The organism is Sorangium sp. So ce406 (genome assembly GCF_051474675.1).
GTDB classification, from domain to species: Bacteria; Myxococcota_A; Polyangia; order Polyangiales; family Polyangiaceae; genus Sorangium; species Sorangium cellulosum_G.
Genome location: NZ_CP150340.1, coordinates 2,721,657 through 2,747,107, shown reverse-complemented (window position 1 = coordinate 2,747,107; position 25,451 = coordinate 2,721,657). Strand labels below are relative to the sequence as shown.

The 25,451-nt window shown below is 75.4% G+C and carries 21 protein-coding genes; 12 read left to right on the top strand and 9 right to left on the bottom strand.

The annotated features are described in order from the left end of the window. The first annotated feature begins 65 nt into the window (after positions 1-65). The 5 genes from WME96_RS10325 to WME96_RS10305 all read left to right on the top strand — a co-directional run bounded on the left by WME96_RS10325 (position 66) and on the right by WME96_RS10305 (position 7,682). Positions 66-1,265 (top strand): hypothetical protein, encoded by a 1,200-nt coding sequence (locus tag WME96_RS10325; RefSeq protein ID WP_437289978.1) that lies wholly within the window; start codon positions 66-68, stop codon positions 1,263-1,265. Further along, the gene (locus WME96_RS10320; RefSeq protein ID WP_437289977.1) at positions 1,266-2,306 is read left to right on the top strand and encodes a diacylglycerol/lipid kinase family protein; all 1,041 of its coding nucleotides are present in this window, start codon (positions 1,266-1,268) and stop codon (positions 2,304-2,306) included. It abuts the gene before it with no gap. A 116-nt stretch (positions 2,307-2,422) separates the two neighbouring features. After that, positions 2,423-4,090: a protein kinase domain-containing protein gene (locus WME96_RS10315; protein ID WP_437289976.1), complete on the top strand. Its 1,668-nt coding sequence runs from the start codon at positions 2,423-2,425 to the stop codon at positions 4,088-4,090. A gap of 5 nt (positions 4,091-4,095) precedes the next feature. Continuing rightward, positions 4,096-6,699, top strand: coding sequence for a Kelch repeat-containing protein (locus WME96_RS10310; protein ID WP_437289975.1), 2,604 nt, complete (start codon positions 4,096-4,098; stop codon positions 6,697-6,699). After that, positions 6,696-7,682 (top strand): hypothetical protein, encoded by a 987-nt coding sequence (locus tag WME96_RS10305; protein ID WP_437289974.1) that lies wholly within the window; start codon positions 6,696-6,698, stop codon positions 7,680-7,682. The genes WME96_RS10310 and WME96_RS10305 overlap by 4 nt, the downstream gene beginning before the upstream one ends. Before the next feature lie 31 nt (positions 7,683-7,713). Here WME96_RS10305 and WME96_RS10300 read toward each other — a convergent pair whose 3' ends face one another. The 8 genes from WME96_RS10300 to WME96_RS10265 form a co-directional block, all read right to left on the bottom strand. Beyond that, positions 7,714-8,190, bottom strand: a complete 477-nt coding sequence (locus WME96_RS10300) for a hypothetical protein (protein ID WP_437289973.1) — start codon at positions 8,188-8,190, stop codon at positions 7,714-7,716. A gap of 382 nt (positions 8,191-8,572) precedes the next feature. Beyond that, the gene (locus WME96_RS10295) at positions 8,573-9,739 is read right to left on the bottom strand and encodes a hypothetical protein (RefSeq protein WP_437289972.1); all 1,167 of its coding nucleotides are present in this window, start codon (positions 9,737-9,739) and stop codon (positions 8,573-8,575) included. A gap of 85 nt (positions 9,740-9,824) precedes the next feature. Beyond that, on the bottom strand, positions 9,825-10,199 hold the full coding sequence (locus tag WME96_RS10290; RefSeq protein WP_437289971.1) for a response regulator: 375 nt from the start codon (positions 10,197-10,199) through the stop codon (positions 9,825-9,827). Positions 10,200-10,306: 107 nt separating this feature from the next. Next, entirely contained in the window at positions 10,307-11,674 is a 1,368-nt protein-coding gene (locus tag WME96_RS10285; protein ID WP_437289970.1) for an ATP-binding protein, read from the bottom strand. After that, complete coding sequence (locus tag WME96_RS10280) at positions 11,671-12,357, bottom strand: response regulator transcription factor (RefSeq protein ID WP_061619168.1); 687 nt, start codon at positions 12,355-12,357, stop codon at positions 11,671-11,673. Before WME96_RS10280 ends, WME96_RS10285 begins: the two co-directional genes overlap by 4 nt. Positions 12,358-12,415: 58 nt before the next feature. Further along, the gene (locus tag WME96_RS10275) at positions 12,416-12,661 is read right to left on the bottom strand and encodes a hypothetical protein (protein WP_437289969.1); all 246 of its coding nucleotides are present in this window, start codon (positions 12,659-12,661) and stop codon (positions 12,416-12,418) included. A 19-nt stretch (positions 12,662-12,680) separates the two neighbouring features. Then, positions 12,681-13,247 carry a Spy/CpxP family protein refolding chaperone gene (locus tag WME96_RS10270; RefSeq protein ID WP_433935121.1) on the bottom strand — a complete coding sequence of 189 codons (567 nt, stop codon included), beginning with the start codon at positions 13,245-13,247 and terminating at the stop codon, positions 12,681-12,683. A gap of 318 nt (positions 13,248-13,565) precedes the next feature. Beyond that, positions 13,566-15,227, bottom strand: coding sequence for a hypothetical protein (locus tag WME96_RS10265; RefSeq protein ID WP_437289968.1), 1,662 nt, complete (start codon positions 15,225-15,227; stop codon positions 13,566-13,568). Positions 15,228-15,634: 407 nt separating this feature from the next. Here WME96_RS10265 and WME96_RS10260 point away from each other — a divergent pair, with 407 nt between their 5' ends. Genes WME96_RS10260 through WME96_RS10245 form a run of 4 tightly spaced genes read left to right on the top strand, consistent with a single transcriptional unit; the run spans position 15,635 to position 20,064 of the window. Then, positions 15,635-16,228, top strand: a complete 594-nt coding sequence (locus WME96_RS10260; RefSeq protein ID WP_437289967.1) for a hypothetical protein — start codon at positions 15,635-15,637, stop codon at positions 16,226-16,228. Further along, complete coding sequence (locus WME96_RS10255; RefSeq protein WP_437289966.1) at positions 16,225-17,799, top strand: GMC family oxidoreductase N-terminal domain-containing protein; 1,575 nt, start codon at positions 16,225-16,227, stop codon at positions 17,797-17,799. The genes WME96_RS10260 and WME96_RS10255 overlap by 4 nt, the downstream gene beginning before the upstream one ends. A 55-nt stretch (positions 17,800-17,854) precedes the next feature. Beyond that, positions 17,855-18,955: a low-specificity L-threonine aldolase gene (ltaE, locus tag WME96_RS10250; protein ID WP_437289965.1), complete on the top strand. Its 1,101-nt coding sequence runs from the start codon at positions 17,855-17,857 to the stop codon at positions 18,953-18,955. Beyond that, the gene (locus WME96_RS10245; RefSeq protein WP_437289964.1) at positions 18,952-20,064 is read left to right on the top strand and encodes a tetratricopeptide repeat protein; all 1,113 of its coding nucleotides are present in this window, start codon (positions 18,952-18,954) and stop codon (positions 20,062-20,064) included. The genes ltaE and WME96_RS10245 overlap by 4 nt, the downstream gene beginning before the upstream one ends. A gap of 60 nt (positions 20,065-20,124) precedes the next feature. Here WME96_RS10245 and WME96_RS10240 read toward each other — a convergent pair whose 3' ends face one another. Beyond that, entirely contained in the window at positions 20,125-20,736 is a 612-nt protein-coding gene (locus WME96_RS10240; protein WP_437289963.1) for a hypothetical protein, read from the bottom strand. A gap of 7 nt (positions 20,737-20,743) precedes the next feature. Here WME96_RS10240 and WME96_RS10235 point away from each other — a divergent pair, with 7 nt between their 5' ends. The 3 genes from WME96_RS10235 to WME96_RS10225 all read left to right on the top strand — a co-directional run bounded on the left by WME96_RS10235 (position 20,744) and on the right by WME96_RS10225 (position 25,451). Continuing rightward, the gene (locus WME96_RS10235; protein ID WP_437289962.1) at positions 20,744-21,514 is read left to right on the top strand and encodes a hypothetical protein; all 771 of its coding nucleotides are present in this window, start codon (positions 20,744-20,746) and stop codon (positions 21,512-21,514) included. Between the two features lie 215 nt (positions 21,515-21,729). Next, entirely contained in the window at positions 21,730-23,622 is a 1,893-nt protein-coding gene (locus WME96_RS10230; RefSeq protein ID WP_437289961.1) for an FHA domain-containing protein, read from the top strand. Further along, complete coding sequence (locus tag WME96_RS10225; protein ID WP_437289960.1) at positions 23,619-25,451, top strand: Stp1/IreP family PP2C-type Ser/Thr phosphatase; 1,833 nt, start codon at positions 23,619-23,621, stop codon at positions 25,449-25,451. Before WME96_RS10230 ends, WME96_RS10225 begins: the two co-directional genes overlap by 4 nt.

Below are 25,451 nucleotides of genomic sequence, written 5' to 3'. Positions count from 1 at the left end.
AGGCGGCGCCCGTGCACCGAGCGCTCGATCCACACGCCGTTCCATGGAATGGAGGCCAACCCGACATGAGACATCCTCTGCAGGCCCGCCGGCCCCTCGGGCGCTGGGCGCTCCTCCCGCTGCTCGCCGCCACCTGGTGGCTCGCCGCGCCCCCTGCAGCGGCGCAGGACCCGGCCGCCCCGCAGGCCAGCCCGCCGCCGGAGCCTCCGCCCGCGGCGCAGGCCGCGCCGCCGGCCAGCCCTCCGCAGGCCGAGAGCCCCCCGCAGGCCGACCCGCCCCAGGCCGAGCAGGTTGACGGCGCGCCGGCGACGGACGCCGCCGGCGCGGAGGCATCGCCCTCCACGGCGGGCGGCGCGGCCGCCGGTGATCGCGCCGAGCGGAGCCCGGCGCGGCGCGAGCGGCCCGGGGCGACGAGCAGCCGCTCCGCCCCTTCGAAGAAGCGCCGCGGCGACATCAACCCGTGCATGACGCCCGACCCGGGCTGGGGCGTCTACGACCGGTGGTCCCGCGCGCCCTCGATCGGGCAGATGATCATGCCGCACCGCGGCGGGGTCACCAAGCGCGGCGGCTTCGACCTCATCATCCACTTCCACGGCCACGAGGCGCTCCGGAAGGAGTTCGTCAAGACGGCCGAGGGCGCCGTCCTCGTCGGCATCGATCTCGGGATCGGCTCCGGCGCCTACACGAGCGCGTTCTCGGCGCCGTACGTGTTCGAGAACTTGCTCGACAGCATCGAGCGCGCCGTGGCCAAGAAGACCGGCAAGAAGAAGGCGTACGTCCGGAAGCTCGGCCTCTCGTCGTGGAGCGCGGGCTACGGCGCCGTCGAGCAGATCCTGCGGCAGCCGGCCGGCAAGCGCGTCGACGCGCTGGTGCTGCTCGACTCGCTGCACGCGGGGTACGCCGACGAGCAGCAGCGCAAGCTCAAGGTCGCGCAGATCGAGCCGTTCATCGCGTTCGCGCGGCGCGCCGCGGCGGGCGAGGCGTTCATGTTCATGAGCCACTCCTCCATCCTTCCGCCCGGCTACGCGTCCACCGCGGAGACGGCGGACTTCATCGTGAAGCAGCTCCGGGGCAAGCCGAGGGGCTCCTCCCGGCGCGACGTGCTCGGCCTCGACATGATCCAGCGCTTCGACCGCGGCGACTTCCACGTCCGCGGGTACACGGGCGACGACAAGCCCGACCACTGCGCCCACCTCGGCCTGATGGCGGACGTCATGCGGGTCCACATCAACCCGCGGTGGAAGACGCCGAAAGGACGGCGCTAGATGGGCGGCATCGGCGTCATCATCAACCCCCGCTCGCGCCAGAACCTGAGCGATCCCCGCGCCGCGTTTCGGCTCGCGCGCACGCTCGGGGACCACGGCGTCGTCCGCACCGCGCGCACCCGGGAGGACCTCGCCCGCATCGCCGAGGACTTCCGGAAGCTCGACATCGACGTGCTCGGCATCTCCGGCGGCGACGGCACGAACCACGTCACGATCACCGGCTTCCTCGACGTCTACGAGGACGAGCCGCTGCCGCCGATCGCCTTCCTGCGCGGCGGCACGATGAACACCGTGGCCAACGCCGTCGGCGTCCCGCGCGGGCGCCCCGACGGCCTGCTCGCCGGGCTGATCGCCCGGTACACCGACCGCGGCCGCCACCCGCTGCGCTGCATCGAGCGCCACGTGATGCAGATCGGAGCCCACTACGGCTTCATCTTCGGCACCGGCTGCGTCCACGGGTTCATCGCCGAGTACAACCGCAGCGAGGAGCGGAGCGCGATCTGGGCCGCGAAGGTCCTGGCCCGCGCGAGCGCCGCCGTGCTCCTCAACACCGACACGCAGGTCGCCGCGCGCTGGCAAGGCCGCGTGCACTTCGAGGACGGCTCGGCGTTCCCCGACCGCGACTACCTCGCCGTCGCCGCCGGCACCGTGGACCAGATCGGCCTCGGGTTCCGTCCGTTCCACCGCTACGACGAGCTCCCGGAGAGCTTCCACATGCTGGGCATCCACACCACCGCGCTCGGCTTCGTCAGGAAGCTTCGCGACGTCTGGCGGGCGCGGCCGATGGGCGAGGAGCACACCTTCGAGAAGATCGCGCGGCGCGCGGTGCTCGAGGCGAGGTCAGGCGTGGTCCACTACGTGTGCGATGGCGACGTCCATGAGCACAGGGGTCCGCTCACGGTGCGCATCGGGCCCCGCGTGAAGATCCTCGTGGAGCACAAGGCCGGCCACCGACCCGTCGGAGGTCGTCGCACGTTGCGCGACGTGTGTGCCTCGGGCGACGACGCGCCCGCTCGCGGAGGCCGCGCGCCGTCGGGGTGACCGCGCGCGCCGTTGCGCTGGCCACGTACGTTGAGACCGCGCGCGGATCCGCCTCGCGATCGGCCGCGCGAGACCATGGCTGTAGGGAGCGAGCACGGATAGAATACGCTCGCTCCATGCCGCCGCGCTCAACCTCCGCGCCCGCCCCATCGACGGGCTCGACCCTGCGGGCTGAGGACGGGAGCCGCTCCTCCCCTTCTTCGGCGGCGTTCCCGCGCGCGAGCGCCCCCGACTCGAGCGACCTGGAGCCGCTCGATCTGTCGCTGCAGTCGCCGCCGCTCCCGTCGTTCGAGCCGGCGCCCTCGCGGTCGACGCGGCGCATCTACCGCGAGGGCGACGTGATCGGCGGCAAGTACCGGCTGCGCTACGTCCTCGGTGAAGGCGGCATGGGCATGGTGTGGCTGGCCCACAACGACGTCCTGCACATCGACGTGGCGATCAAATTCATCCGCCGCGAGGTCACCTCGACCGAGGCGTCGCTGCGCCTCGCGCAGGAGGCGCGCGCGGCCGCGCGCATCGATCACCCGTCGATCGTCCGGGTGCTCGACTTCGGGGAGTCCGATCACCGCGACCCGTACATCGTGATGGAGGTCCTCCGGGGAGAGCAGCTCGTCGAGGCGATCGAGCGCCGGAAGCGCTTCTCGCCCACGGCCGCGCTCCGCATCCTCCTGCCGATCGCGAGCGCCCTCGCCGCCGCGCACGATCGCAGGATCGTCCACCGCGATCTCAAGCCCGAGAACATCTTCCTCGTGAAGAACGACCGCGGCGACATCACCCCCAAGATCGTCGACTTCGGCATCGCGAAGGTGTGGAGCGAGACCGCGGGCGGCGACGTGACCATGGCGGGCACGGTGCTCGGCAGCCCCGACTACATGTCTCCCGAGCAGGCGCGCGGCATCACCGACGTCGACGGGCAGACCGACGTCTGGGCCTTCTCCGTCGTGCTCTACGAGACGATCACGGGCCAGAAGCCGTTCCAGGGCGGCAACTACCACGACCTCGTGGCGGCGATCCTCGTCAAGGACGCGACGCCGATCACCGAGCTCGGCGCCGGCGACGCGGCGCTGTGGAGCATCATCGCGCGCGGGCTCGCGAAGGAGCGCTCCGGTCGCTGGCGGACCATGCGCGACATGGGCGTGGCGCTCGCGCGGTGGGCGACCGAGCAAGGCGTCGAGGAGGACGTGACCGGCACCTCGATCGCCGTGCACTGGCTGAGCGACGGCGGGCAGCGGCCGCTCTCCGAGCGGCCGGCCACGCGGGCGCCGAGGGGCAGCGTGGGCCAGGAGACGCTCTCGAGCGGGGACGTCGCCCACCTGGACGCGGCGCACCTGGACGTCGCGCGCCAGAACGTCGCGCGCCCGACCGGCGGGCGGTGGCTCGTCGCGCTGCTCGCCGTGGCGGCGATCGCGGTGCTCGGCGCGCTCGGCCTCGCGTTCTTCTCCCAGCGCGCCGCGCCCTCGCGCGACAGCGGCGCGGACGCCCCGCCGGCGGCGCAGCCCACGGCGCCGCGAGACGCGCCGCCCCCCGCGTCGGCCGCGGCGTCGCCGCCCGTCGTCACCCCGGGCGTGGCGCCGCAGCGCGCTGCCGCGCGGCAGCCCGACGGTCCGCAGCGCGCCGCCAGCGAGCCGCGCCGCGAGCCGGCGGGCAGCGGCGCCGCGGACGCCGGCGACAAGGAGGCCGCGACGCCTCCGCGGCCCACCGGCTCGCGGCGCGCGGCGACCCCGCGGACGAGCCCGAAGACGTCTGGCGCCGCCCTGCCGGTCCCGGCCCGGCCCAACTTCTGACGTCGATGCCCGCCCAGGAGAGCTCCGCGCGCGGGAGGCGACATGGCGAGGCAACGCTCGGCGCGCGCTGGCCGCTGCTGCTCGCGCTCGCCGTGCTCACCGGCGCCTGCTCGCTGCTCGCGGACAGCGCCCTGTCCGACAAGCCGTCCGAGGCCGCCGGCCCCGGCGACGGCTGCGCGCCGGACTGCCCGGACGGCGCCTGCTGCGGCGGCGCGTGCGTCGACCTGAGCGCGAACGCGGCGCACTGCGGCGCCTGCGGCAACGCCTGCGGCGCCGGCGAGTCGTGCTGCGGCGGATCGTGCACCAACGTGCTGAACGACCCGTCGCACTGCGGCGCCTGCGGCGCGCCGTGCCTGAACACGCTCTGCGTTGGCGGCCACTGCTCGTCCGAGTGCGTCTTCGGCTTCGACAACTGCGACGGGAACATCGTGACGAACGGCTGCGAGGTCGATCTCACCAGCGATCCCGAACGCTGCGGCGGCTGCTCCCTCCGGTGCCCCTCGGGCGCCATCTGCGACGCGGGCCAGTGCGCCTGCGCGCCGCCGCTGCTCGACTGCGACGACCGCGACGACACGGGGTGCGAGATCGACGGCTCCTCGAACCCGGAGCACTGCGGCGCGTGCGGCGTCACCTGCGGGCCCAACATGGAGTGCCAGGCGGGCGCCTGCGGGTGCAAGCCGGGGTACGGCGACTGCAACGGCTCGCCCGACGACGGCTGCGAGGCCCCGCTCGGCACGAGCGCGCACTGCAGGGGCTGCGACGACGCCTGCGCGGCCGGCATGACCTGCGATCTACCCGGCGGCTGCGCCTGCGCGGACGGGCTCCTCGACTGCGACGGCGCGCCCGGCTGCGAGTCCAGCAGCACCGACCCGGCGACCTGCGGCGCCTGCGGCGCGCCGTGCGATCCGGCGACGCCGTACTGCGACGGGACGACGTGCGCCGTCGCGTGCGCCGCGCATCTCACGACGTGCGGCTTCTCGTGCGTCGACACGCAGCGCAGCGCGACCCACTGCGGCGCGTGCGGCGTCGCGGCGGGGCCGCACCAGCACTGCGAGACCGGCGCGCTGGCCTGCGACGCGGGCTTCGCCGACTGCGATCCGGCCGCCCCGGGCTGCGAGACCGAGATCGCCCGCGATCCGCTGCACTGCGGCGCCTGCGGCGTCGCCTGCAAGCCGGGCGCCGCGTGCGTCGAGGGCGCGTGCGCGTGCGAGGGGTTCACGCCGAACGACTGCGGCGACGCCTGCCGCGCCTGCTGCTCGGACGCGGACTGCTCGGACGGCGACGGCTGCACGACGGACGTGTGCGTCGAGGGCGGCGCGGCGTGCCGGAGCACGGGCTGCGCCGCCGGCGAGCAGTGCTGCAGCCTGGTCGCGTGCCGCCAGTGCTGCACCAGCGCCGACTGCAGCGACGGCGAGATCTGCTCCGGCGGCGCGTGCATCCCGCCCTGCGCCACTGGCCTCGTGGCCTGCGACGGGGCGTGCGTCGACCTGGGGTCGACCGACCACTGCGGCGCGTGCGGGAACGCGTGCCTGAGCGGGCGCACCTGCAAGAACGGCGCGTGCACGCCCCAGTGGGTGCCCATGGCGAAGACCGGCGCGCCCGCGCCGCGGCAGCTGGCCGCGGCGACCTGGGTCGGGAGCGCGCTCTTCGTGTGGGGCGGCCGCACGGCGACGGGCGACGTGGACGACGGGGCGATCTACGATCCGGCGCACGACAGGTGGTCGTCGCTCGGCCGCGACGGCGCCCCCACGCCGCGCGTGCTCGCCTCCGCGGCGTGGACCGGCTCCCGGGTGCTCGTGTGGGGTGGCGGCTCGTTCGGGAGCATGTCGGGCCTGTCCACCGGCGGCGCCTACGACCCGGCGGCGGGCGCCTGGCGCGCGATGAGCACCGCGAACGCCCCCGCCCCACGGCGTGCGCCGATCGCCGTGTGGACCGGGACGCGCCTGCTGATCTGGGGAGGGCACGCGGGCGGCATCCCCGTGGCCGGCGGCGCGCTCTATGACCCGGTCGCCGACGCGTGGACGCCTGCAGCGAGCACCGGCGCGGCCCCTGCCCGCGACGGCGTCGCGTGGGCCTGGTCTGGCACGGAGCTCTACCTGTTCGGCGGGCAGGCCGGCGCCGGTCCGACGAGCGAGGGGTACGCCTACAACCCCACGACCGACGCGTGGCGGACGCTGCCAGGCGCGGGCGCGCCGAGCGCGCGGCGCGACGCGTTCGCTGTGTGGATGGGCAACCAGCTCCTCGTCTGGGGTGGCCAGGGCGAGCGCGGCGCCGCCCTCGACGACGGCGCGAGCTACGATCCGGCGACCGGCGCGTGGAGCCGGATCACGGACGCGGGGCAGCCCTCCGAGCGCGGCCGCGTCGAGCGGCTCACCGGCTGGACCGGCTGGACCGGGACGCGCGCGCTCATCGCGGGCGGGTGGAACGGCTCGATGGCCAGGAGAGACGGGAAGCTGTACGACCCGCTGAGCGGGTGGGCCGCAAACATGCCGTCCGCCGAGCGGACGCACAGCTACGGCGTGGGGGTCTGGACGGGGACGGAGCTCATCCTCTGGTCCGGGCTGAGCGGGCCCGGGCTCACGCCCGACGGGGAGCGGTTCAGGCCGTGACGCCGCGCCGACATCGCCGCGCGCTCGCGGGCGCCCTCGCCCTCCTCGTCGCGGCGGCGGGGGTCCTCTCCGCGCCGGCGCCGGCCGCCGCGCAGAGCGCGGCCGACGTCGCGATCGCGCGCGAGATCTTCATCGAGGGATCCGAGCTCGCGAGGCAGGGCCGCTGGGAGCAGGCGCGGGAGCGGTACGAGCGCTCCCTCGCCATCAAGCGCGCGCCGATCACGCTCTACAGCCTCGGGGTGGCGCAGCAGCAGACGGGGCAGCTCGTCGAGGCGCTGGAGAGCTTCCGCGCCTTCCTGCTCGAGCCGTCCGCGCCGGCGACGAAGGAGTACGAGCCGCTCGCGCGGCAGGCGGCGCTGGACCTCGAGCGCCAGGTCGCGGCGCTGGACCTCAGGCTGTCCCCGGCCGACGTCGCGGGCCTCGAGGTCAAGATCGACGGCGGCGTCGTGCCCGCGGCGGCGCTCGATCGACCGCGGCCGCTCAACCCGGGGAGCCACACGGTCGCCGTGAGCGCGCCGGGCTACCGCGAGGCGCGGCGCAGCCTCTTCGCGGCGCCGGGGAGCCGCGTGGTCGTCGTGCTGAGCCTGGAGCGCGAGGCCGCGCCGGCGTCCGCGGGGCCGCGGGCGTCGAAGGCGAGCGCGCCGCTGGGCGGCGGCGCCTCGAGCGCCGCGCCCGACGCCGCGACGAGCCGCGTCGTGCCGATCGCGCTGCTCGCCGGCGGGCTGACCACCGTCGCTGCCGGCGTGGCGATCGGGCTGCTCGGGGTCGCGAGCGCGTCGGACGCGCCGACGCGGGACGGCGACGCGGCCGACGCCGCGCGCGCCCAGGCGCTCGCGGGCGATCTCGTCGCGGGCGCGGGCATCCTCGCGGCCGGCGCCGGCGTGCTCGTGCTGCTCCTCGATCGCCACCCCGCCGGCGCGCCGGCCGGGAAGGCCCCGCCGCGCGCCGCGCTCGGCCCGCGCGGCATCACCGTGCGCTTCTGAGCTTCCGAGCTGCAGCGCGCGGGGAAGATCGCTACGCCTTCGGCATCTCGCTGCGGTTGAGGCTCACCACGACGAACGCGCCGTAGTTGAGGATCGTGAGCGAGTCCTCGTCGAGGATCAGCACGCGGACGCACTGGGGCGGGGACGGGTCGAGCAGGTCGGCGTAGGGATCGCACGGCGCCTCCTCCGCCGGCGGCAGCACGGCGTGCAGGAACGCGTACAGCCGCGCCCGATGGCCGAGGACGATGCTCGCGCCCGGCGGATCCGCGCGGGTCGACGCGGCGCTGCGGAAGAACAGCCGGCGCGCCGCCGGGGACACGACGAGGATCGCCGCGTCGGTCACGTCGAGCGCGCTGCATGTGCACAGCTCCTCCACGCGATCGCTCACGGCCGTCTCCACCGTCTGGAACAGCCGGAGCCGCCGCCGCTGCCCCTCGGTGAGGCCTGGCTCCTCGAGGTAGGCCTCGAGGCTGCACCCGTGCGTGTTTCGCGCGCACCCGTAGGTCATTCCGCCTGCACCGTGGCTCCGCCTGCCGGCCCGCTCTGTCAGCCGGGTCGGACGGCCGTCACGCCTCCCCGCACGGGCGCTCATGCACGGGATTAGCCAACGCGCGCTGCGCGGCCGCGCCGCTCCGGGGCGCGCCGCGGCTGTCCGGATCTTCCAGCCTGGCGACCAGCGACCAGGACGCACGCCCTCGTCGCGGGCAGCGGTGCAGGCGCAGGGGAACGAGGTCGAGGAGCGAGCGCCCGCGCCGGGTGCACAGCGGCGAGCGTGGCGCGCTCACACCGCCCGATGCGCCGGGCCGCCGGGCTGAGCTCGGGGCGGCGCCGGGGGCCGCCCCCGGACGGCCGGCGCTGCGGCGCTGCCGCCGCCGTCGCGGCGGCCGGCGCTACGGAGCCGCCGGCGCGGCGAACTTCGCCGTCAGCTCCACCTGGGCCACGCTGCGCTGGGCGCCCGGCTGGCCGCTGCCGCCGGGCGGCACGAGCAGCGCCTGGAGCCGCTGCGAGGCGTCGGCGGTCCCCGGCGCGAAGCTCGACGGCGACCAGGTGAGCGTGCCCTTGCCCGAGGACTCGAGCCGGTCGATGGTCAGCGTGACCTCGCCGTTCGGGCCCGGCAGCTTAAGATCGGCGCCCTCCGCGTACTGACGCGTGTCGACGCTGATCGAGACGACGTCGCCCTCCACCTTCTCGATCTTGAAGACCCGGTACCGCAGCACGGGGAGCTGCGCGCCCGACGCCACGGCGCGGTCGGTGACCATCCAGTAGGCCCCCGCGCCGACCGGCTTGTCCGGCAGCGGCGGCGTGACGAGCGCGATCGCCTCCCCGAGCGCGGCGAGGAGCGGCTGGAGCCCGGGATCGGCGTCCTTGGCCAGCTCGGGCTTCTGGTTGCTGACCGCGTTCGCCGGCGAGAGGTCGTAGTGCAGCGCGCTCCCCTTCAGCTTCGCGAGCGCGTCCGCGAGCTCCTTCGGCGGGCCGCCGATCGACATCGACGCGAGCGTCGCCGACGTGACCTTCGCGATCACCTTCGTCGGCGCCGCGCTCGCCGCGGGCGCGGCCGCGCCGGCGCCCTCCTTGGGTTTGTCCGCCGGCTTCTCTGCCTTGAGGCTCACGCCGAGGTCGAGGTTCGGCATCCCCTGCGGCCCGCCCATGCGCAGCCCGAGCGTGATGTTGAGCTTCTGCTCGGATTTCGGGTCGATCTTCGGGGCGAGCCTGGCCCTCGGCTCGCTGCCCTCGTCGACGACCTCGATCTTGTAGGGCATGTCCTTCGGGAGCGCGGCGGCCGCGGCCTGCGGCGAGAAGACGCCGTTCTCCGGCGGGCCGTCCGTCGGGCCGCCGCCCGGCGCGGGCCGCCCCTCGGCGGGCGCGCCCGACGCCGCCGCCGCGAGCTCCGCGCCGAGCTTGCCGCCGAGCACCGGCTGCGGCGGGCCGGCGTCGACCGCGTTCGAGTCGGCGGCGACCTGCGCCTTGCTCTTGTCCCCGTCGCACCCCGCGACGAGCCCCGCCAGGGCGACCGCCGCGAACGTCGAAGCCGTGATCCCGCGCCACCGAGTGTGCATGACGGCGGGGTGTAGCCAAATCCCGCCCCATGTTCCAGCGCGCTCTTGCGCCGGCCGGTCGGCCGCCGGTCGCTGCGCCCCTGCCTCAGCCCCGCCGCGCGGCCTTGAGCCCGCCGATGTGCTCCAGGAGCTCGAGGGGCCGGAACGGCTTCGCGTAGTAGGCGGTCGCGCCGAGCTTCTCGGCGCGGGCGCGCGACTCGGCGTCGTCGAGGGCGCTGATCACGATGATCGGCAGGCTGGAGGTGCCGGGGTCCGCGCGGAGGCGGGCGCAGACCTCGAAGCCGTCCATGCTCCCGGGGAGCATCAGGTCTAGCAGCAGCACGTCGAACGGCTCGGTCAAGGCGCGCTCCACCGCCTCGGGGCCGGTGCCGACGCCGATGACCTCATGGCCGCTCGCGCCGACCAGCGCCTCGATCATGCGCCGGATCGCGTCCTGATCTTCGCAGAGGAGGATTCGCATGGTCGCGAGCCCAGGGAGGGTCGCACCCGCGCCGCCGCGCGGTCAAGCGGGAACGCCCCCGCAGCGGGCTTCGCGCGGGGACGCCCCGCCGCGATGCCCGCAGCGGGCTACGCGCGGCGAGGAGCGCTCCTCGATCGCGCGTCGCCGGCGGGCGGACGCAGGGCGAGCTCGATGCCCACGCGCGCCCCGCCGCCCTCGCGGCGCTCGGCGAACGCGCGGCCCCCGTGCGCCTCGGCGATGCGCTTGCACAGCGTCAGGCCCAGGCCGAGCGACCCGCGCTCGGCGCCGCCGTCGCTGCCTTGCGACCGCTCGCGCCGGAAGAACGGCTCGAAGATGCGCGTCTCCTCGCCCTCCGCGAACCCGGGCCCGCGGTCCTCGACCTCGAACACGACGCTGCGCGGACCGCCGGGACGGACCCGCACCCGATCCGCCCCGCCCCCGTGCGCGCGCGCGTTCTCGAGCAGGTTGGCGAGGGCGCGCGCGAGCAGCGTCGCGTCCGCCTCGAACGCCGGCGTCCCCTCGACGACCTCGAGCAGCGTGGGATCCAGCCCGGCGCGCTCCACCGCGCGGACCGCTGTCTCGGCCGGGTCGAGGCGGGTCAGGGTGAGGGCCGCGAAATCGAGGCGCGAGCTGGCCAGGAGATCGCCGACGAGCGCGTCGATCTCCATGACCTCGCGGTCGAGATCGTCGAGCACGGGCGCGCTCGTCCCGCCGCCTCCGCGGGCCATCTCGGTGAGCAGGCGGATCCGCGCGAGCGGCGTGCGGAGCTCGTGCGACACGGCGGCGAGGAGCTCGCGCTGGTCGGCGAGCTGGCGCTCGATGCGCGCGGCCATGTCGTTGACCGCCTCGGCGACCACGCTGACCTCGCCCTGTCCGTGGCGGTCGAGCCGGACGCGGCTCGACAGCTTGCCGGTGCCGATCTCGTGGGCGACGTGGGCCAGATCGACCAGGGGGCGGGCGAGGCGGCGCGAGATGAGGCCGGAGGCCGCCCACAGGACGACGGCCACCGCGAGCAGCGGCAGCGCCAGGCGGAGCGACGCGCCGGAGCGGCCGCGCCCGGGGCAGAGGAGCACGGTGCCGAGCGGACCGCTCTCGCCGCGGACCTGCGCGATCAGCGCCTGCACCCGGCAGGGCTGGCCGTACCGCGCGAGCCTCCGCCCCGTCGCGTCGAGCAGCTCCAGATCGGTGTCGAAATCCTCGGCGATCACGCGGGCGAGGGCGTCGCGGGCCACGGGGTCGCCCCAGACGCGCTGGAACTGGTGGCCCACGAACGACTGGGCGCGGGCGTGCTCGCGCCGCCAGCCGGAGTTGCCGACGCGATCGATGGCGCCGGTCGTCGCGATCGCGGCGACCGCGGTGATCAGGATGGTCGCGCCGAACCACATGAAGATCCGGCGGTGCAGCCGCGCGTTGACGAAGCGGCCGATCGAGACCTTCCTCCGGTTCTCGGAGAGCCAGGACCGGCAGCGCTTCATGCGCGGTCCTTGGCGAGCACGTAGCCGACCCCGCGCACGGTCTTGATGAGCTTCGGCGACCTGGGATCGTCGGCGAGCTTCTGCCGCAGGTGCGAGATGTGCACGTCGACCGTCCGCCCGCCGACGTTGACGTCGCCGCGGCCGGCCTCTTCGAGGAGCGCCTCGCGGGCGACGACGCGGCCGGCGCGCCGCGCGAGGGCGACGAGGATGTCGAACTCGATGCCGGTGAGATCCGCGGGCTTGCCCGCGACGGTGACCACGCGGCCGGGCACGTCGATCGCGATGTCGCCGGCCACGATCCGCTCGCCGGCGGCGTCGGGCGTGGCGCGGCGGAGCACGGCCCGGAGGCGCGCGAGCAGCTCGCGCGGGCTGAACGGCTTCGCGATGTAGTCGTCGGCGCCGATCTCGAGGCCGACCACGCGATCGGCCTCGTCGCCCCGGGCGGTGAGCATGAGGATCGGCATCGAGCTCTTCTGCCGGATGCGGCGCACGACCTCGATGCCGTCCATGCCGGGCATCATCACGTCGAGCAGGACGGCGTCGAAGGTGCCTGCGGCGAGGGCCGCGAGGCCGCGCGCGCCGTCGCTCGCGACGGTCACCGTGAAGCCGTTCTGCTCGAGGTAGCTCGCGAGCAAGCCGTGGAGCCTGGTGTCGTCGTCGATGAGCAGGAGCCGCAGCGCCATGGAGGGGACCCGGGTGCAGGGGCGGCAGCGCGCGGCCGCCGCTCCCCGTGTTTATAGCTCAGCGGCCCGCGCCGGTGTCGGCCTCTGACGATCCCGCTCGCGCGGGCGAGTCGCCCGGCGGCGGGCGGCGATCGGCGCGCTCGAAGCGCTCTGCCTGGCGCGCGGCGTCCACGCACAGGGACGCGACGTGCCGCTGGAAGGCGTCGCGGCGGGCCTCGGTCCGGCAGCGGAGCGAGGAGAAGCCGGAGGCGAAGCCGAAGACGGTGCCGAGGACGAGCAGCGTGATGGTGATCTGGCGTCGCATGATGGTCTCGATGCCTCCTTCACGCCCACTCGCCGTGGGTCCTGTAGGGATCGGCGTGATGGCCGCGCCACCCGGCCCTGCCCGACCACAGATCGCGGAACGCGGGCGGCCCGATCTCGATGAGATCGGCGAGCTGCTCGCGCTGCCGGTCGTCGAGCACGGCGTGGATCTTCCCGAGCGCGCCGACCGAGGCCCTGCGCAGGGACTCGATCGCGGCGTCGTGCCGCGCGAAGAGCTCGCCGAGGCGGGTCTCGTCGAAGCTCGGGCTGCGCACCGCGGCGGCGACGTCCACGCGCGTGCCGCGGATCTCGCCCCGCTGCGCGTCGGCGGCGGCACGGAGCTCGTCGATGGCCGAGACGATCACCTTCTCCTGCGACGGGGTCGTGCCGAGCCGGTCGAAGAGGAACGACAGGAAGAAGCGCCGGCGAAGGCCGAAGCCGCCGAAGCCGCGCCGGCGGTGGACGTGCGGCCCGGCGCCCCAGGGGCCGGCGCCCCAGGGAGCGCCGCCGCAATCGTACCGGCCTCCGCGCCGCAACACCGCGATCAGGCCGATCAGACAGGCCGTTCCAACCAGGAATCCCAACATGATGAATACCCTCCGTGAGCGTCTCCGCTGTCGATCCGTGCACGGGGCAAGTGCGCGCGGCCTCGGTTCCTCGGAACGCGAGCGCGACCCCGGCGGCAGCGCCGGCGCCGCAGACGCGCGGCCCCGGACTGCCAGGGCTCGGGCCGCAGACGCGCGGCCCAGAGCCACGACGAAGCTGCGCAGGGCGTGTGAAGGATGTGCGGGAGCGCGCGTGAAGAAGTGTGAAGCCAGCGGATGCGGCGCGGCGACGGCGCGACACGCCGCGAGCGAGGCGACGCGGCAGCGAGCGACGCGCGGCGCCCGCGACGGAGCGGCGCGCTACGTCCTGTCGGACGGCTTTCCGCCCTCGGACAGCTCCAGCGCGTCGAGGCCGTCCAGCTCGGCGTCGAGCTTCTTCTCGGCGCCCGCGACCGCCCACGGGTTCGTGCGCTCGCTCTCCGCTCCCGTGTCCTCGTCTCCGTCGCCGTCCTCCGCTTCGAGGTCGTCGAGCGACTCGACCCCGGCCGCGGCCGGCGCGGACGGCGCTGACGCGGGCGGCGTCGACGCGCGCGGCGCCGGCGGCGCGGGCGGCGTCGACCCGCGCGGCGCCGGCGGCGCGGGCGGCGTCGACGCGCGCAGCACCGGCGGCGGGGGCGGCGTCGACCCGCGCGCTGCCGACAACGCGCCCGGGTCGCTCGGGAGCCTACCGCGCGCGGGCTCGCCCCCCGGCGAGGCGCCCGCCGCGGCAGCGCCTGGCGCGGACGACGGCCTCGTGACGATCGCGCTCGGCGGCGTGATGTTCCCGGCGGCCCTCGGCGTCGCGGCAGAGCCGCTCGGCGGGCTGCTCACCGAGGCAGCGAGCCCCCCGGGCGGCGAGCTCGCGGCGCCGGACGAAGCCCCGGCCGGAGCGGCGGGCTTGCCCGCCGAGCCGAGGTCGGGCGCCCCGCCCGCCGACACCGAGATGGGAGCCGACACGGGCGTGCTGCCGGACGAGGCGGGGCCCGACGCCGGCGCGCCGGCCGCCGTCGCTGTCGACGCGGCCGCGCCGCCGGGCGACGCGGGAGCCGACGCCGCCGGCTTCGACGCTGTCGCGCTCCCGGGCGACGCGGGGCCCGACACCGGCGCGCCGGCCGCCGTCGCTGTCGACGCGGTCGCGCCGTTGCGACCGGAGGACAGCTCCGGGGGCGCCGCCTTGGGCGCGTCCGCCTTGGGCGCGGCGCGCGACACGTCGAAGCGCATCGCCTTCTGCGCAAGCTGCACCACGGGGAGGATCTCGCGCGGCGGGATGTTCGCGGCGATGACGTCCGGCCCGGCGATCGCGAGCTCGCCGTCGGCGTGGAACGGCACGCCCGGGCGCTCGCGCTCCTGCTTGAGCCGCGCGTTGTCGATCGCGACGCGGACCTCGATCGGGATCCGGGTCTGCCAGAGCCGGCCGTCGATCGCCGTGCGCACGTCCCACGGCGTCAGGATCGGCGTCCTCCCGATGCCCTCGAACGGGCTCCGGTCCGCGAGCAGCGCCTTGAGCAGCCAGGCGACGATCTCCTGGTGCTGCGGCGTGTCCTCGTCCCACGGCATCGACTCCCGGAAGAACTGCCAGTACCCGCCGGCCGGGCCGTAGACGGCGAGATCGCGCGGGTCGAAGGCGGCCTCGAATGCGCGCGGGGTGATGTCGCCCTCGTCGATGACGGAGTCGATGAGCGCGCCCTGGAAGTCCGGCGTCTTGCGGCGCGCGGCCCGCGGCGAGAGGCCGGTGAGGGACGTCGTGATCTGCTGGCGGATGTCGCTCCGCTCGCGGAACCAGTCCATCCGCTCGACCGCGCCGAAGCGCTCGCGCAGCTTGACCGGCGTCCACCAGGGCAGGTCGAGCTCCCGCAGCCGCGCCACCAGCTCGGCGACGAGCTGCAGCGCGGGCTCGCTCGCGAGGTGCACGCGCGCCTCTCGCCTCAGCGTCTCGTCGTCTTTGCTGTCAGGATCCCGGTGCTGCAGCGATCGCTCCGCCATCGTTCCTCCGTGTCCCCCTGGCCGCTCTGCTGCATACCAGAACCGGATCCGCGACGGACAGCCCGCGCGCGCCGCCGCGCAGCGCGCTCCCGCGCCGCGCCGCGCGGACTCTCCGACGCACTACAGCGAACCGTCAGCGTGTCGTTGTGCAACCACGCGCGAACGTCTCACCGTCGCTTCCGCGGAGCGCGCCCGTCACCGCTGCTTTCGCGGAGCGCGCCCGGCGAACGAGGGCGACGGCGCGCCGGGACGCCGAGCGGCGCGCCGGGAGCGCAGCGGCGCGCCGGGAGCCGATCCGCAAGGCGCCCCCTCCGCGTGGCGGAGGCCAGCGCCCGGGGTCACCCGGCCGCCACGCGCGCTCCCTTGGCGCTCGGCGCCGGGTCGATTCGGGCTAGGCTCTCGCGGCCATGCAGGACGCGGGTGAGAGCGCGCGCGGGCCCGCCGCGCGAGGGTTCGATCGGCTGGAGCGCCCCGGGCGAGGGCTCGCACCGTGGACGCGACGCGTCGCGTGGTCCGCGGCCGAGGCGATCCTCTGCGACGCGGACGAGCGCGGAGAGCTCGTCCCGCCCGGCGCCGGCGTCTGCGAGCGCGCGGTCGCGGCGCTGGACCTCTCGCTCGGGCAGGGCAGCCCCGAGACGCGGCGCGGCTTCGCGCTGCTGGCCGTCTGCCTCGAGCTCCTGCCGCTCTTCGTGATCGGCGCCGTCAGCCGGATGAGCCGCCTCCCGCTCGGCCGGCGGCTGGCCTACCTCGAGGCGCTGGAGTCGAGCCGCTTCGGGCTGCTCGCGATGCTGCTCCTCGCCTTCAAGGTGCCGCTGTGCATCCCGGCGTTCGAGGAGGGAGCGGAGCTCGCGCTCACCGGCCTCGACCGCGAGAGCACCGCGGCGCGGCGCCGGCTGCCCGCGCTGCGCGCCGCAGACGCGCCGCTCGCGACGCCGCGCGACGGCGCGCGCGCGCAGCCCGCCGACGCGACGAGCGAGCCGGGCGCGGAGGGGGCGGCGTGAGCGGCGCGATCGCGTCGGGCGAGCCGATCGTCAGCGGGCGCGACCTGCCGGCGGGGTTCGATGAGGCGTGCGACGTCGTCGTGGTCGGCTCCGGCGCCGGCGGCGCGGTCGTCGCGGCGCTGCTCGCCGAGGCTGGGCGCCGCGTGATCGTGCTGGAGGAGGGCCCCTACCACCGCCCCGACGAGTACCAGCGCTGGACGCCCAGCGAATCGCTGCGGCGGCTGTTCCGCGACGGCGGCATGCTCACGGCGTTCGGCGTGGGGCAGACGCCGATCATCTCCCTCACCTTGGGGCGCGCCGTCGGCGGATCGTCGGTCGTGACCGGCGGGGTCTGCTTCCGCATCCCGGGGAGCGTCCACGCGCGGTGGGTGCGAGAGCTCGGCCTCGGCGAGCTGTCGGAGCGCGCGCTCGAGGCGGCGTACGAGAGCGTCGAGGAGCGGCTCCACGTGCGCGAGGTCCCCGAGGCGCTGCGCTCGGCGTCCACGGCGCGCTTCGTCGAGGGGGCGGCGCGGCTCGGCATCCCGATGCGCCCGCTCCGCCGCAACACCGGCGACGCGTGCGAGGGGAACGGCCGGTGCAACTTCACCTGCCCCGCCGGGGCCAAGCGCTCGGTCGACGTCGCCTACCTGCCGTCGGCCACCGCGCGCGGCGCCCGCGTCGTCGCCGACGCGCTGGTCGAGCGGATCACCGTGGCGCGCGGGCGCGCCGCCGGCGTCGAGGGGCGGCTGCTCGGCGGCGAGCCTGGCGCGCCGCCGCGGCGGTTCCGGGTGCGCGCGAAGGTCGTGGTCGCCGCGTGCGGCACGCTGCACACGCCGCTGCTCCTCGGCACGGCGGGCCCGTTCCGGTCGAGCGGCGCGCTCGGCCACGACGTGACGCTGCACCCGGCGGTGCGCGTCGTCGCGCGCTTCGACGACGCCCTGAACGGCTGGGACGGCGCGCTCCAGAGCGTGTACTCCGACCACTTCGACGCCGAGGGGATCAAGCTCGTCGGCGTGTACTCGGCGGTCAACGTGCTCGCGGCGGGCCTCCCCGGCGTCGGGCCCGCGCTGCGGCGGCGCGTCCGCGCGCTCCCGCGCTGCGCCGTCTTCGGCGCCATGATCCACGACGAGGGCGGCGGCCGCGTCCGCCGCGGCCTCGGCCGGGAGCCGATCGTCACGTACGCGATGGCGCCGCGGGACCTCGCGCGTCTCCGCCGCGCCATCACGATCCTCAGCGAGATGGCGATCGCCGCCGGCGCGCGCGAGGTCTACACCGCGCTGCTCGGCGCGCCGCCGATCACGTCCATGGACGCCGCGCGCGCCGCCGAGCGCGCGCCCGTGGACGCGCGCCGCATCGAGTGCATGGCGTTCCACCCGCTCGGGAGCGCGCGCGTGGCGAACGACCCGCGCCGCGGGATCGTCGACCAGAGCGGCGAGTGCTTCGAGCTGCCGGGGCTGTTCGTGGCGGACGGCTCCATCCTCCCGACGAGCATCGGCGTGAACTCGCAGGTGCCGATCATGGCGATGGCGACGCGCATCGCGTGGCGGATGGCCGAGCGCTTCCCGGCGCTCGCGGCGGCGAGCCCCGCGTAGGGGCGAGGGGCGCGGTGCTAACGTGTCGGCCGGGGCCGACAGCCGAGGTTTCAGCATGCAAGCGATGATCGATCTCCGCTCCGACACCGTGACCCGACCGACCGCGGCCATGCGCGCGGCCATGGCGGCGGCCGAGGTCGGCGACGACGTGTACCGCGAGGACCCGACCGTGCGCCGGCTCGAGGAGCGCGCCGCGGAGCTCACGGGCAAGGAGGCCGCGCTGTTCGTGCCGAGCGGGACGATGGGCAACCAGATCGCGCTCCTCTGCCACACGCAGCGCGGCGACGAGGTGATCGCGGGCGAGGGCGCGCACTGCGCGTTCTACGAGAGCGGCGCCGCGCCCGCGTGGAGCGGCGTGCAGTTCGTCTTCGCCGGGCGCGGCGGCCTGTTCACGGCGGCGGACGTGGAGGACGCGATCAAGCCGCCGCAGTACTACCTGCCGCGCACGCGCGTCGTCGCGATCGAGAACACGCACAACCGCGCGGGCGGCCGTATCTTCCCGCAGGACGACGTGCTCGCGATCGCCGACGTCGCGCGCGCGCACGGGCTCGCGCTCCACCTCGACGGCGCGCGCATCTGGAACGCGGCGGTCGCCTCCGGCCGGACCGTCGCCGAGCTCGCGGCGCCGTTCGACACGGTGAGCGTCTGCTTCTCGAAGGGGCTCGGCGCCCCGGTCGGCTCCGCGCTGTGCGGCGGCGCCGACGCGGTGCGCGCCGCGCTCCGCTTCCGGAAGATGCTCGGCGGCGGGATGCGGCAGGCCGGCGTGCTCGCGGCCGCCGCGCTGCACGCGCTCGCGCACCACCGGGGCCGCATCGCCGACGACCACGAGGCCGCGCGCGCCATCGCGCGGGCCCTGCGCGCGGTCGCGCACGCGGCGCCGCGCGGGCAGGCAGACGCGCCGACCGCGGCGATCGAGGAGCCCGAGACGAACATCCTCTACATCGAGACGCCCGGCGCCCCGGCCGAGCGGCTCGTCGACGCCGCGCGGCGGCGCGGCGTGCTCGTGAGCGCGTCCGGCAGGACCACCGTCCGCGCCGTGACCCACCTCGACGTCGCGCCCGAGCAGGTCGCGCCCGCGGCGAGCGCCCTCGCCGAGGCGCTCGCCGAGGTCCTCTCGCAGCCGAGCGGTCGCGCCGGCGCCGGCGCGCGCGCATGAGCCGCGCCGCCAACACCTCCGCGGCGGCGCTCGCCCTCGCGATCGCCGCGCTGCTCGGCCCCGCGTGCGCGCCGGCGCGCGGCGACGCCTACCTCGCCGCGATGGCCGCGGGCGAGCGCGCCTACCACGCGGGGCGCTACCGCGAGGCGGCCCGCTCGTTCGACGGCGCCGCGGCGCGCGCCGCTCGCGTGAAGGACCGCGACGAGGCGCGGCTCCTGGAGGCGCGCTCCTTCGAGCGGGCGGAGGCCTGGAGCGAGGCGCGCGCGTCGTACGAGCGGCTGCTCGCCGACTCGCCGGACGGGCCGCGCTCCGAGCGCGCGGAGTTCGAGCTCGCCGATCTCGAGATCGAGCACGGGGACACGGACGCGGGCCACGCGAAGCTGCTCGCGGCGACGCGGCGCCACCCGTCGCACGGGCTCGCGCGCAACGCCCTGAAGCGGCTCATCCGCCGCGAGGAGGAGCGCGCCGGCGCGGCCGGCGCGCTCGCGTGGCTACGGCAGCACGGCCCCGCGTTCCGCGGCACGGCGCTCGATCAGGACGTCGCCTACCACACCGCGCTCCTGCTCGATCGGAGCGGCGATCGCGAGGGCGCGCTGCGCGCGCTCGTCGCCACCGCGCGCGCGCACCCGTACCCCGCGGGCAGCCTGACGGACGACGCGCTCTTCCGCGCGGCGGAGCTCGCGGCCGCGCTCGGGCGCCCCCGGGAGGCGATCGGCTACCTGCGGGAGATGCTCGCGGCGCGCGAGTCCGCCGTCACCGGCAGCTACGACCGTGGGAAGTTCGACGACGCGCAGCTCGAGATCGCGCGCCTCTACCGCGACGCGCTCGGCGATCGCGCGGCCGCGCGCCGCGAGCTGCGCAAGCTCTACACGGACCACCCCGCATCCATCCTTCGCGACGACGCGCTCTGGGCCGAGGCGAAGCTGTGGCGCGAGGACGGCCGGACCGAGGAGGCGTGCGCCACCGCGGCCCTGATCACCCGGGAGCTCCCCGACTCGCGCTACGCGCGCTGCGCGCGCGCCATCTGCCCGTCGCTCCCCGAGCCGGAAGCGAAGCGCCCGTGCGCCGATTACATCCTCCGCGAGCTCGACGGCGGGAAGGATCCCTGACGCGGGAGCGTCGCGCATGCGTCGCCGTGGCGGCGCGTCGCCACGGCGGGCCGCCCGCGCTCAGTCGTCCTCGTCGTCCGCGGGCTCGAGCTCGGCGTCGTCGTCGTCGCCCTCCTCGTCGTCGTCGTCTCCGAGGTCATCGTCCTCGGCCTCGTCGAGCTCGTCGTCGTCCTCGCGCGGCTCGTACTTGAGGTCGATGCCGATATCGCCGAGCTGCGTCTCGAGGAGCTCGAAGAGCTCGTCCACGTCGTCGCCCCCCCACTCGTCGAGCACGTCGGTCAAGAACTCAAAAAAATCACCGCTGTCCAGGCGACGCTCGATCTCTTCGACCTGCTCTTCCGAGAACGCCTCGAGGACGTCCTCGCGCAGCGCTTCGGTGTCGCCTTCCTCAACGGCATCCGCCGCAGAGAGGCGGATCTGCTTTACGGCACGCTTGTCGAGGTGAATCTCCATGAAGGTGGCTTCGTTTAGGCGACCCTCGCATCTGCCGTCAAGCGGCGTATGGGGTCGAGCTTCAAGAGATCGCTCGCCGCCCTTCGACGCCCCCCTCCTCACCCCGTCTTTTCCAAGGGCCTCCCCGACGGCGCCGAGGAGCCCCGGACGGCCGCGCCCGGCCCCGCCGCCCGCGCCGCGAAGGAGCGTTGCCCGCGGCGGATCTCTCGCGTATCTCAAGCAACTCGTGCGTTTACGACCTCCGCCCGGCGCGCTCGCGGTCGCGACCATCGCGGCCGGCGCCCTGCTGTCCTCGATGGCGGCGGCCGCGCCGCCCGACGGCGATGGCGAGGTCGAGGGCGCCCTCCCCTCCGCCGCGCCGGGCGCCGCGCTGCCAGCGCAGGACGCGGAGGCCGTCTCCGCGCAGCCGCTGCCGCCGGTCAAGCCGCGCGTCGCGCTCGCCGCCCGGCCGCCGCCGCTGCACGTCGAGTACGCGCAGTATGGCGTTGCGCTCGCGGCGGAGATCAGCCTCGACGCAGGCGCCGCCTGCCCGCGGTCGGGCCCCCTGTACTCGTGCATCCTGGGCAGCGGCGGCGGGCTCGCGATCCGCAGCGGCTACCGCTCGCCGGGCCCCTGGTACTTCGGCGGGGCGTACCAGTTCACCAAGATGGACTCGAGCAACCTCTACCGGCTTGGAATCTTCCAGCAGCTCCGGGCCGAGATGAGGTACCTGCCGGACATCGGCTACCGAGCGGCCCCGTACTTTTCCGCCGGGATCGGCGGCGTCATCTACGGCAACGAGTGGGGCGCCGAGACGGGGGGCGCGCTCATCTTCGGCGGCGTCGGCGTCGAGCTGGAGGTGTCGCGCCGCGCGGTGCTCGGCGTGAGCTGCGTGTACCGGCCGGTGCTGCTCGCGGGCTGGAAGGACACGGCCAACTACGACCGGGCCACCGCGATCGCGCAGTTCGTCGGGTTCGAGCTCCTGCTCGAGGTGCGGACCGAGCTCGGTCGGCGCTGAGCGGCTCCCCCGCCTGCTCGAGAGAACGCACCGGCTACTTGACTCGACCGTCGCTCCGCGGTCCCCTCGGCAGCGTGATCTGCGATGTGTGCGGTCGCGACAACGCTGGCGATCTGACGTTCTGTCAGGATTGCGGCCGGAGGCTCAAGGCTCGCGAGGCGCGCGTCGCCCCGCCGACGCCTCCGAGCGGCTTGCCGCAGGTGTCGCTCCCGGCCATGTCGGCGCCCGCGCAGACCGAGGAGCCGCCGGCGAACGACGCCCGCGTGGCCGGCAGGGCGCCGGGCGCGCGCCACGCCCCGGGGCGGCTTCGCCCGGAGGCGCCGGTGTTCTCGTTCAGCCCGATCAGCTCGGCCAGGACGGAGCCCGCGATGCAGGCGGTGCACGGCCGCGCGGAGGTGACCGCCCGTCCTGCGCGCGACGGCTCGGCCACGGGCGCGCTGGGCAGCGCCATTCAGATGGCGCCGGCCCTGCAAGATCCGCGTGCCGTCGCGGAGCGGGTCGGCGCGCCCGTGCCACCCGCCACGCCGACGATCACCGACGCGCTGGTGGGGGTGCGCTGCGCGAGCTGCGACGCGGACAACCCGCCGGGCTACCGCTTCTGCGTGACGTGCGGCGCGCCGCTCCACAAGAAAGACGGCGCCGCCCCGGCGGGCCCCCCGCCGTCGACCGACCCGGCGCCCCGGAAGGCCAGGGGCAGCGAGCCGGGAGCCGCGCTCTCCCCCGGCGCGCCGTACGTGGCGCACCCGCCCATCGAGCAGCTCGGGACGACCGCGCGAGGGCTCCAGGACACCGCGCCCCGCGCCGCGCCCCCTCCCGACGCCGCGCCGCGGCCCGCGCCGATCGAGCAGCCCGGGGCGACCGCGCGCGAGCTCCAGGACACCGCGCCCCGGCCGGCGCCCTCGCCGGACGCCGCGCCGCTGCCCGCGCCGCGCGACGATCGCGCCGGCGCCGGGGATGCGCAGCGGCAAGGCGCCGGCGGCGCGCCGGCGGGCACGCCGGCCCCTGCTCCGCTGCCGCCCGTCGCCTTGCCGCCCCCGCGGCTGCCCCCTTTCACGACCGGCGGGGGCCCCCCCGACAAGATCGTCGGCTCGCCGGTGGTCGACATCGCGTCGTCGCGCCAGGCGCCCGCCCCGCCCGTCGAGTGCGCGCGCTGCCATGGCCAGTGCCTGGCGGGCACGCGATTCTGCAAGTACTGCGGGGCGCCGCTCGACGCCGAGCGGCCGACCTCCGAGCGCCCCGGGAGGGCCCTCGCCGATCGCCCGTCCGCCCCGTCGAGCGTCCCGGAAGCGGGGCGCGAGCCGCCGCGGCCGCCGCCGGGCGACGGCCCGTGGCCGGGCTCGACCGAGACGGGCAGCACGCCGCCGCCCTCGCAGATACCGCTCGCGCCGCTGCGGGCATCCTACTCCGTCCGGCCGCCCGCGTGGGTCCCCGCCGACACCCGGCCGACCCGGGCGCCCGAGGGCAAGCTCATCGTGATCGTCGAAGACGGGACCGAGGGGAAGAGCTTCCCGCTCGCGGGCCCGCAGATCGACATCGGCCGCAGCGAGGGGGACATCCTCCTCGAGGACGACCAGTACGTCTCGCCGCGGCACGCGCGGATCGTTCCGCAGGCCGGTTCCTGGGTTCTCCGGGACCTGGGCAGCGTCAACCGCATTTACCTGCGCATCAGGAAGACGCACCCCCTCCGAGATGGCGACTTGCTTCTCCTGGGGCTCGAGGTGTTACAGTTTCAGACCGTGAACGACGGGGAGCGAGGCCTCGGCCATGCGATCCAGCATGGAACGTTGCTGTTTGGCTCGCCCGCCATCCACCGGCGGGCGCGACTCTGCCAGCGGACGGTGGAGGGCGTGACGCGGGACGTGTACCACCTCTACCGGGATGAAACGGTGATCGGACGGGAGACGGGAGACATCGTGTTCACGGCCGATCCGTTCCTCTCGCGACGCCACGCAGCCATCCGGAGGAACCCGGCCACCGGCGAGTTCACGCTCACCGACCTGGAGTCGTCGAACGGGACCTACGTCGCGATCCGCGAGGAAGTCAGCCTCGTGGACCGCGATTTCGTGCGCATCGGGCAGCACCTGTTCCGCGTGGATCTCGCCCGATGAGCGACCACACCGTCCGCGAAACGCGCGAAACGCGCGAAACGCCGACCGAGGCGCTGGAAGTCGAGGGGCTCCCCGGCGCGGCGTCGGTAGGGGCCGACTCGAGCGGCAACGCGGGCAAGGCCCTTGGTGACTCCCCGCTCGGCGCCGCGTCGCTCGAGTCCGGCAAGGCGGGGTCCGTGGAAGCAGGCAAGCCCGTGAACTGGAAGCCGCCCCCGCCGCCCAAGATGCGTCCGGCCACGAGCGCCGCGCGCGAGCAGAAGGCTGGCATCGCTGTGAAATCCGTGAAGGCGCCCAGCGCCCAGAGGCCCGACAAGGTCGGGAGGAAGCTCCCTCCGCCGCCGCAGGTGCGGCTCACCGCGGGCGGGGTGCGCGGCGAGGACGCGGATGGGCTCGCGACGAGGTCGGACGACCTCGCGGACGCCGTGACGCCCGACGCGCCGGCCGCGTTCGCGCCCGCGCGCGGCGCCGGCGCGGCGACCGCGGCCTCGCACGACGACGGCGCGCTCGACGAGACGCCCGCCGCGACGGCCGCCCGCAGCGACGGCTCCCCCGCGGCCGCGGGCGACGAGCCAGCGGAGGGCGCGCAGCGCCCCGAGGACATGGACAGCGAGGCTGTAGCGCCGGACGAGCCGCGCCGCCCCGAGGTCGTGCTGCGGCTGTTCGGCCGCACCGACGTGGGCCAGGTCCGCGAGCATAACGAGGACAACTTCATCGTCGCGGACCTCACGAAGGCGAGCCGCGGCCTGATGGAGATGGACCGCTACCAGGTCGTCGGCGAGCGGGGCGCGCTGCTCGGCGTGTGCGACGGCATGGGCGGCGCCGCGGCAGGCGAGGTCGCGAGCCAGCTCGCCGTCGACATCATCTACCAGCGGATGAGCGCCGGGGGCCCCCCGCAGGACCACGACGAGCTCGCGGCGCGGCTGGTGCAGGCGATCGAGGCCGCCGGGCTCAGGATCTTCAGCGAGGCGAAGCTCGATCGGACCCGGCGCGGGATGGGGACCACGTCGACCATCGCCGCGCTCATGGACGACCACCTGTTCCTCGGCCAGGTCGGCGACAGCCGCGCGTACATCCTGCGCGGCGATCGGCTCGTGCAGGTGACGCGCGACCAGTCGCTCGTGAACCAGCTCATCGAGGCCGGCCAGCTCACCGAGGAGGAGGCCGAGACGTTCGAGCACAACAACATCATCCTCCAGGCGCTCGGCACGGCGGACTCGGTGCAGGTCGATCTCACCTACGTGGAGCTCAAGCGGGGCGACACGCTGATGCTCTGCTCCGACGGGCTCTCCGGCATGGTGCGGAACGAGGAGATCCGCGAGGTGCTGCGGACCGTCGACGATCCGATCGAGGCCTGCAAGGTGCTGACGGATCGGGCGAACCAGGCCGGCGGCCACGACAACATCACCGTGGTGGTCGCGAAGTTCGACGGCGACGGGCTCGCCGCGGCGGAGCTCGAGGACATCGAGGAGCTCCGCTACCAGAAGTACCAGCTGCCCGAGCACCTCCTGGCCCAGAACGCCGCCGCGTCCGAGCCGGCGCGCAAGGTGAAGGAGCTCGACGAGAAGAAGATCTCGCAGCGCCCCCCCTCGCCGAAGTCGTGGATGAGCAGCGCGGACAGCGACATGGACGAGGACGGCGGCGAGTACGACCGCGCCATGTCGGCCCTGACGCCGGACGACGGCCTGGACGAGCGGAGCGCCCGCGCGCCCGTCCAGGGCGACGAGCCGATCATGATCCCGACCGACGGCGCGCCGCAGTGGCTCGTGATCTTGATGATCGTGAGCGCCGTCGCGTGCGTCACCATCGCCGGCTATTACCTGCTTCGCTAG